8 protein-coding genes and 1 pseudogene are annotated in these 8,043 nt (G+C 69.7%); all 9 read right to left on the minus strand.

Going from position 1 to position 8,043, the window contains the following annotated elements; genetic code table 11:
- Positions 1-879, minus strand: a pseudogene (locus tag Q4F04_RS06610) (protein TolA); the annotation flags it as partial.
- On the minus strand, positions 872-1,324 hold the full coding sequence (locus Q4F04_RS06615; RefSeq protein ID WP_303369045.1) for an ExbD/TolR family protein: 453 nt from the start codon (positions 1,322-1,324) through the stop codon (positions 872-874). The pseudogene Q4F04_RS06610 and the gene Q4F04_RS06615, both read right to left, overlap by 8 nt.
- A complete protein-coding gene (gene tolQ / locus Q4F04_RS06620) occupies positions 1,324-2,016 on the minus strand; it encodes a protein TolQ (protein ID WP_303369046.1) in 693 nt (230 codons plus the stop codon). The genes Q4F04_RS06615 and tolQ overlap by 1 nt, the downstream gene beginning before the upstream one ends.
- A 98-nt stretch (positions 2,017-2,114) precedes the next feature.
- Entirely contained in the window at positions 2,115-2,510 is a 396-nt protein-coding gene (gene ybgC, locus Q4F04_RS06625; protein ID WP_303369047.1) for a tol-pal system-associated acyl-CoA thioesterase, read from the minus strand.
- 121 nt (positions 2,511-2,631) lie between these two features.
- A complete protein-coding gene (locus tag Q4F04_RS06630) occupies positions 2,632-3,237 on the minus strand; it encodes a hypothetical protein (RefSeq protein WP_303369048.1) in 606 nt (201 codons plus the stop codon).
- 38 nt (positions 3,238-3,275) lie between these two features.
- Entirely contained in the window at positions 3,276-3,920 is a 645-nt protein-coding gene (locus tag Q4F04_RS06635) for a CoA transferase subunit B (RefSeq protein ID WP_303369049.1), read from the minus strand.
- Positions 3,920-4,657, minus strand: coding sequence for a CoA transferase subunit A (locus Q4F04_RS06640; RefSeq protein ID WP_303369050.1), 738 nt, complete (start codon positions 4,655-4,657; stop codon positions 3,920-3,922). Before Q4F04_RS06640 ends, Q4F04_RS06635 begins: the two co-directional genes overlap by 1 nt.
- 52 nt (positions 4,658-4,709) lie before the next feature.
- Positions 4,710-5,090 carry an MliC family protein gene (locus Q4F04_RS06645; protein WP_303369051.1) on the minus strand — a complete coding sequence of 127 codons (381 nt, stop codon included), beginning with the start codon at positions 5,088-5,090 and terminating at the stop codon, positions 4,710-4,712.
- 128 nt (positions 5,091-5,218) lie between these two features.
- A complete protein-coding gene (topA, locus tag Q4F04_RS06650; protein ID WP_303369052.1) occupies positions 5,219-7,840 on the minus strand; it encodes a type I DNA topoisomerase in 2,622 nt (873 codons plus the stop codon).
- Positions 7,841-8,043: the final 203 nt, after the last annotated feature.

Here is an 8,043-nt window from a genome sequence, read left to right on the forward strand (position 1 = left end):
TTCGGCGGCGGCGCGGGCCTCGGCCTCGGCGCGGCGGGCGTCCTCGGCGGCAGCGGCCTCGGCTGCGGCACGTTCCGCCTCGGCGCGGGCGGCGGCTTCGGCGGCAACCCGGGCGGCCTCGGCGGCGGCGGCGCGGCGCTCCGCCTCGGCGGCGGCCTGCTGGCGGGCGGCTTCCGCCTGCCGGGCCGCTTCGGCGGCCTGCGCTGCTGCAAGGGCCTGCGCTTCGGCGGCGGCAATGCGGTCGGCGCGGCGCTGGCGGGCGGCGGCCACGTCGAAGGGCGCTTCGGAGGTCGACAGGACCGGCGGCGGCGGCAGGGCTTCGGGCGCGGCGCCTTCCGCATTGGGCGAGGGCAGCGGCCGTGCCGCCGCGACCCGGGGCAGCGCGGGCGGCAGGTCCAGCGCCGCGGGCAGATCGCCCGGCGCGCCCTCGTCCTGCGGGCTGGCGGGCTGCTGCGGCATCGGCGCGACGGTCGCCACGGTGACAGGAGATTGCGGCACCTGCAGGTCGGACAGGTTCGGCGCGGCCTCGCCGGCGAACTCGGGCGCGGGCAGCGCCTGCGGATCGGCATCCGGCGCGGGCGGGGCCATCGCCACGGGGCCGCCGGCGATCACCTCGTCCGAGGGCGGGCGGGGCTGGGCGGGGATGGCCGCGGCCTCCTGTCCGATCGGACCCGAGCCGCGGGCGGCGGCGGCCATCGCCTCGAACTCGACGGCGGAGATGGTCTCGACCGGCGACATCCGCAGGGCGGGCGCCTGGGGCGCGCGGAACAGGGCGCCGCTGACCGCCACCCAGCCGATCAGGGCCGCATGCGCCGCGCCCGAGATCCAGGCGCCGATCCGGCGCTCGCGCGCCTCGTTGGGGGGGAACGGGTCAGCCATCCATCCGCGGGCCGCCCGAGTCGGTGACCAGCACGATGTCGCGGAAACCAGCCGCGTTCAGCGCGCCCATGACCTCCATCACCCGGGCATAGGCCACGGCCCCGTCGGCGCGCAGGTAGATGCGGCTCGACTGGCGTTCGGCGGCGACGGCCCGCAGGCGGGGGATCAGCTCACCCTCGGGCACCTCGGTGGTCATCAGGACCATCGGCCCCTCGGCGGGCAACGAGACGGTCAGCGGCTCCTCGGGTTCCGCCGTCACGGCCTCGGCGGCCGTCTGCGGCAGTTGCAGGGGCACGCCCACGGTCAGCAGGGGGGCTGCGACCATGAAGATGATCAGCAGCACCAGCATCACGTCCACGAAGGGCGTGACGTTGATTTCCGCCATGGGCGCCAGGCGGTCGCGGCCCCGCCGGCCGGCGCCACGGCGCGGAAGACCGCCCGCCATCAGCCGGCCTCGGTCTGGCGCGACAGGATGGTGGCGAATTCATCCGCAAAGGCCTCGTGCCCGCCGCTGATGCGGTTCGCGTCGCTGGACAGCTTGTTGTAGAAGATCACCGCCGGGATCGCGGCCAGAAGGCCCAGCGCGGTCGCGACCAGCGCCTCGGCGATGCCGGGGGCGACGACGGCGAGGCTGGTGTCCTGGCTCAGCGCGATGCCCTCGAAGGCGGTCTTGATGCCCCAGACGGTGCCGAAGAGCCCGATGAAGGGCGCGGTCGAGCCGATGGAGGCCAGCACCGGCAACCCGCGCGTCATGCGGTCGCTTTCGCGCCCGATGGCCACGTTCATGGCCCGGTCCACCCGCTGCAGGACGCCGGGGATCAGTCCGCCGTCATCCGTCTGCGAGCGCCGCCATTCGCCCATCCCGGCCGAGAATATCCGCTCGGCCGGGCCGCGCGTGCGCCCGTTCATGCGGTCGAAGACGTCGTCCAGCGGCTCGCCCGACCAGAAGCGGCGGTCGAAGCTGGCGCTGTCGCGGCGGGCGGCGGTCTGGACCATCAGCTTCTGGACGATCAGCGTCCAGGACCAGACCGAGGCCAGCACCAGCAGCACCATCACGATCTTGACGGTCAGGCCCGCGCGCAGGAACAGCGCGATCAGCGAAAAGTCGGTCGGGGCGCCGATTGCAAGGTTTTCCATGAAGCCTGTCCTGCCGTGGTTGCGCGCGTTTTCCCTTATCCTGCCGGTGAAGGCCACACAAACCGGCAACACAGTTCTGTGCGCCGCGGGCGACCGTTTCAGCCGGACAGGGCCGCGGCGACCCCGGGCGGCAGGCGATGAGGCCGCATCGTCCGCCTGTCCACGCAGACGACGGTGACGCGGGCGGTGAACAGCACCGTGCCATCCCGTTCGACGGACTGGGCCACGACCACCTTCGGGCCGCCGGCATGGTCCAGAGAAGTGATGACGTCGAGCCGGTCGTCGAAGCGGGCGGGGCGCAGGTAGTCGGCCTCGACCCGGCGGACGACAAAGGCGAGGTCATGCTGTTCAAGCAACTGCCGCTGGTCCACGCCGGCGGCGCGCAGCCATTCGCTGCGGCCGCGCTCGATGAACTTGAGGTAGTTGGCGTAATAGACGACCTGCCCGAGGTCGGTATCCTCGTAATAGACGCGGACGGGGAAGCGGTGGGTCATGGCGGTGGTCCTTGCCGGTTCGCGCAAGGGTCAAGCACGCCGGGCGACGGAAGGGAACCTTGGCAAAGGACGTGGGGGCGCTGCCCCCGCCGTCCTGGTGGACGGCTCCCCCGGGATATTTCTACGAAGAAGAAGCCTGAAGCCGTGCCGCCAGCCGCAGGGCGTGGCTGGGGTCGCGGGCGCAGGCGGGCAGCAGCGGGTCATAGGCCGCGCGGATCAGCGCGGCCAACGGCTGGGAAGGCGTGACCGGATGCGCCCAGGTCAGCAGGGCGTTGACGGCGGCGGCCTCGGCCAGTTGCGCGGGATGCGCCTGACCCAGCGCGCCGCCGAGGCGCAGAAAGGCGAAGGCGGCGCGGATGCTGCCGTCCGGGTCGAAGCGGAACAGCCGATACTGGTCGGCACCCTGCCCGGCCAGCCGGTCCGGCAGGCCCTCCATCCCGGTCAGGCGATCGAGGTCGGGCAGGTCCGCCAGATCCTCCCAGTCGCGGAGGGCGAAGACCATCAGGTTCGCGCCCATGTCCGGGTCGGTGTCGGTCAGCGGGTGGCGCGCATGGGCGAAGACGGCGGCGGTCGCGGCGCGGAAGACGGACAGCGAGGCATCGTCGAGGCCGAAGACCACCGGCGCGACCGGGCGGACCCAGCGGGCGCACAGGAAGGCGTCATCGGGGCCGGTGAAAAGCGCGGCGATCCGTTCGGCAGAGAGCTTCGCCGTTTCAGCGGGCCGCATCGGCGGCCCGGCTGGAGGTTGTCCGGCAGAGCCGCCGGTCAGTTGACAATCGTGGCCTCGGTCGCGGCGCGGAGTTCCTCCTCGGTCACGCCGTCGGCCAGTTCCACGATGGAAAGCCCGCCCGGCACCACGTCCAGCACGCCCAGGTTGGTGATGATGCGGTCCACCACGTCCTTGCCGGTCAGCGGCAGGGTGCAGCTTTGCAGCACCTTGGATTCGCCCGCCTTGTTGGTGTGGTCCATGACCACGACTACGCGCTTGACGCCCGCGACCAGGTCCATCGCCCCGCCCATGCCCTTGACCAGCTTGCCGGGGATCATCCAGTTCGCGAGATCGCCGTTTTCCGCGACCTCCATCGCGCCCAGGATCGCCATGGCGATCTTGCCGCCGCGGATCATCGCGAAGCTTTGCGCGCTGTCGAAATAGGCCGAATGCGGCAGTTCGGTGATCGTCTGCTTGCCGGCGTTGATGAGGTCGGGGTCCTCCTCGCCCTCATAGGGGAACGGCCCCATGCCCAGCATCCCGTTTTCCGACTGCAGCGTGACGTGCACGCCCTCGGGGATGTAGTTCGACACCAGCGTCGGGATGCCGATGCCGAGGTTGACATACATCCCGTCCTCAAGCTCCTGCGCGGCGCGGGCGGCCATCTGGTTGCGGTCCCAACCTTTTGCTTCGATGGGCATCAGGCTTCCTCCCCTTGCGCGGCGGGCGCGGTGTTCTGATCGGGGCGCTTGCGGGTGGTGCGCTGCTCGATGCGCTTCTCGTGCTCGCCCTGGATGATGCGGTGGACGTAGATGCCGGGCAGGTGGATGCAGTCGGGGTCCAGCGAACCGGCGGGGACGATCTCCTCGACCTCGGCGACGCAGACCCGGCCGCAGGTGGCGGCGGGCACGTTGAAGTTGCGTGCGGTCTTGCGGAACACGAGGTTGCCGGTCTCGTCGGCCTTCCAGGCCTTGACGATGGCGAGGTCGGTGACGATCCCGCGTTCGAGGATATAGTCCTCGCCGTCGAAGGTCTTGACCTCTTTTCCATCGGCGATGACAGTACCGACGCCGGTTTTCGTATAGAAGCCGGGGATGCCCGCGCCGCCGGCGCGCATCCGCTCGGCCAGCGTCCCTTGCGGGTTGAACTCAAGCTCCAACTCGCCCGACAGATACTGGCGCATGAACTCGGCATTCTCGCCGACATACGAGGATTGCATCTTCCTGATCTGCTTGCTGTCCAGCAGGATGCCCAGGCCGAAGCCGTCCACGCCGCAGTTGTTGGACGCGACCGTCAGTTCCTTGACGCCGGACTTGTGGATCGCGGCGATCAGCAGTTCGGGAATGCCGCAAAGGCCGAAGCCCCCGGCGGCGATGGTGATCCCGTCCCGCAGCACCCCTTCCAGCGCGGCATCCGCGCTATCGTAAACCTTGCGCATGGTCCCCCCGTGCAAACCGTTCATGCGGTTCTGCACGGGGGGGCTGCAGGTGTCAACGAGGGGCTGCCTCGCCTTCCCCGGTGGGTGCGCAGCCGGTGCGCAGCGGCGTTTCTGCCTGACCCTCCAGCGCCCACAGATCGGCGCGGCCCTTTGCTTCCCAGAACTGGCGGGTGGGCTGCTTTTCAAGCGACAGGTAGCGCGCGCCCGAGGCCGAGACGGCGACCCGCATCGGGGTCATCTCGCCGTCGGCCAGAACAAAGGCATAGCTGTTGCCGCCCGCGGTGTTGAGGAAGACGACCTCCATCGTCAGGCCGTCCTCGCAGACATAGTGGACGGGCAGGATGCGGTCGGCCGCGTCATGCGCCCCGGCGGGCGCCAGGGTCGTCGCGGCAAGCGGACCTGCCAGCGCCAGGGAAAGGATGAGGTTCTGCATGGGCAGGGTTCCTTGCATGGGGCGCGCCGCAAAAGGCGCAGGGGGGGGGCCATGCGACCGTGACGAGGGCACGTCCGCCCCAGGCGGCGGATCGCATTTCCACAAGGGCGGCTTCATGCGGGCCGGGCTCAGGTCTTGGCCGGTTTTGACGCAGCATCCGCCTTGACGGTCTTCCGCGCCGTCGCTTTCGCCGCCGGCTTTGCGGTCTTCGACGCAGCCGGCTTCTTCGCGGCGGGCTTGCGGGCGGGTTTCGCGGGCTCCTTGGCGGCTTTCTTCGGCGCAGGCTTCCTGCCGCCCTTCGATGCCTTGGCGGCGATCAGTTCCAGCGCCTGTTCCATCGTCACGGATTCAGGCGCCATGTCGCGCGGCAGGGTGGCATTGACCTTGCCCCATTTCACGTAAGGGCCGAAGCGGCCGCTCAGGACCTGCACCGCACCGCCCTCGGGATGCTCACCCAATTCCGCCAAGGGGACGGCAGCAGCCGCCCGCCCGCGCTGGGGCTTCGACGCCAGCACCTCGACCGCGCGGTTCATGCCGATGGTGAAGACCTCGTCCACCTCGGGCAGATTCGCATAGCGAGACCCGTGCTTGACGTAAGGCCCGTAGCGGCCAATCCCGACCTCAATGGTCACGCCATCCTCGGGATGCGGCCCGATCTCGCGCGGCAGGTCCAAGAGCATCAGCGCCTTTTCCAGATCCATCGAGCCTGCGTCCCAGCCCTTGGGGATGGACGCGCGCGGGGGCTTGGGCTGTTCCGCCGTCGCCTCGCCGCGCTGGACATAGGGGCCGAAGCGGCCGTTCTTCAGGCTGATCTCTACGCCCTCGGGGTCGAGGCCCAGAACGGTGTCGCCCACCGCCTCGCCTTCCGCGCCCGAGATCGGGCGGGTGTAGCGGCATTCGGGATAGTTGTTGCAACCGATGAAGGCCCCGCCCGAGCGCGCGGTCTTGAGGTTCAGCCGCCCCTTGCCGCACAGCGGGCATTCCCTCGGATCGCCCCCGTCGGCGCGCGCCGGGTAAAGATGCGGGGCCAGCGCCTCGTCGATCGCCTCCAGCACCTCGGTGATGCGGAGTTCGCTCGTCCCTTCCAACGCGGCGGTGAAGTCGCGCCAGAAGCGGCGCAGGACCTCGCGGTATTCCCTCTCGCCCGAGGAGATGTCGTCGAGTTCGCCTTCCAGGTCCGCGGTGAAGTCGTAGCTGACGTAGCGGGGGAAGTACCGGGTCAGGAAGGCCGTCACCAGCCGGCCCTTGTCCTCGGGGATCAGGCGGTTCTTGTCCTTGCGGACATATTCGCGGTCCTGAATGGTCGTGACGATCGAGGCATAGGTGGACGGCCGGCCGATGCCCAGTTCCTCCATCCGCTTCACAAGCGTGGCCTCGGTGTAGCGGGGGGGCGGCTGGGTGAAATGCTGTTCCGGCACCACGCCGCGCTTGGCGGCGGGCTCGCCCTGCGCGATCTGCGGCAGGCGGGCGCTGTCCTCGCCCTCGTCGTCGTCGGTTCCCTGGTCGTAGACGCGCAGGAAGCCGTCGAACAGCATCACCTGCCCCGTCGCGCGCAGGCCCACCTGCCCGTCGGCGCTGGCGATCTCGACGGTGGTCCGCTCCATCCGCGCGGCCTCCATCTGGGACGCGAGCGTGCGCTTCCAGATCAGGTCGTAGAGCTTCCTCTGCTCGGGCTCGACATTCAGCCTGTCGGGGGACAGCATCATGTCGGTCGGCCGGATGCATTCATGCGCTTCCTGCGCGTTCTTGGCCTTGTTCTTGTACATCCGCGGCGACTTGGGGACGTATTCCGCGCCAAAGCGCGCCTTGATCGCGTCGCGGGCGGCCATCACCGCCTCGGGCGCCATGTCGATGCCGTCGGTCCGCATGTAGGTGATATGGCCCGCCTCATAGAGCCTTTGCGCCGCCGACATGCAGGCGCGGGCACCGAGGCCTAGCTTGCGGCTCGCCTCTTGCTGCAGGGTCGAGGTCATGAAGGGCGGCCAAGGGTTGCGGCTGGCGGGCTTCGACATGATCGAGGTCACGGTCAGGTCGCGGCTTTCCACGGCCGTCACCGCCAGCTTGGCGGCTTCCGCGTTGGCAAGGTCGTAGCGTTCCAGCTTCTTGCCCGCATAGGTCACAAGCGTGGCGCGGTATTCCTCGCCGCGTGGCGTCGCCAGCGTGGCGTGGACCGTCCAGTATTCACGGGCGCGGAAGGCCTCGATCTCCATCTCGCGGTCGACGATGATCCGCAGGGCGACTGACTGGACGCGGCCCGCGGACTTGGCGCCGGGCAGCTTGCGCCACAGCACCGGCGACAGGTTGAAGCCCACGAGATAGTCCAGCGCCCGGCGCGCGAGATAGGCGTCCACCAGCGGCTGGTCGATCTCGCGCGGGTTCGCCATCGCCTCGGTCACGGCGTTCTTCGTGATCGCATTGAAGGTGACGCGGCTGACCTGCGCGCCCTTCTTCAGCACGGGGGCAAGGGCCTCGCGCAGGTGCCAGGAAATCGCCTCGCCCTCGCGGTCGGGGTCGGTGGCGAGGATCAGGTTGGGGTCGGACGCCAGCGCGTCCCTGATCGCCTTGACGTGCTTCTTCGAATCCGCCGCCACTTCCCATTTCATCGCGAAATCGGCGTCGGTATCGACGGACCCGTCCTTGGGCGGCAGGTCGCGGACATGGCCGAAGGACGCGAGAACGGTGTAGTCGTCGCCCAGATACTTGTTGATTGTCTTGGCCTTGGCCGGAGATTCGACGACGACGACGGGCATGGGGCGACCTTTGGCAGATTTGGGGCGGCAACATGGTGGCCCCGACGACCGGAGTCAACGCGGCCTTCGTGCCGCAACAGAAAGGCGCCGCACCCCAGCGGTGGCGGGGCCCCCCCGGCCCAATCTGGGGTGGGGGGGGGGCGGCGGCGCCCGCTTGGTGGTCAGAGCCCAGCTTTGGAGCCAGGAGAACTGGGTTCACAGTC

Origin of the sequence: Paracoccus sp. (in: a-proteobacteria) (genome assembly GCF_030536915.1) — a bacterium.
Taxonomy (GTDB): domain Bacteria; phylum Pseudomonadota; class Alphaproteobacteria; order Rhodobacterales; family Rhodobacteraceae; genus Paracoccus.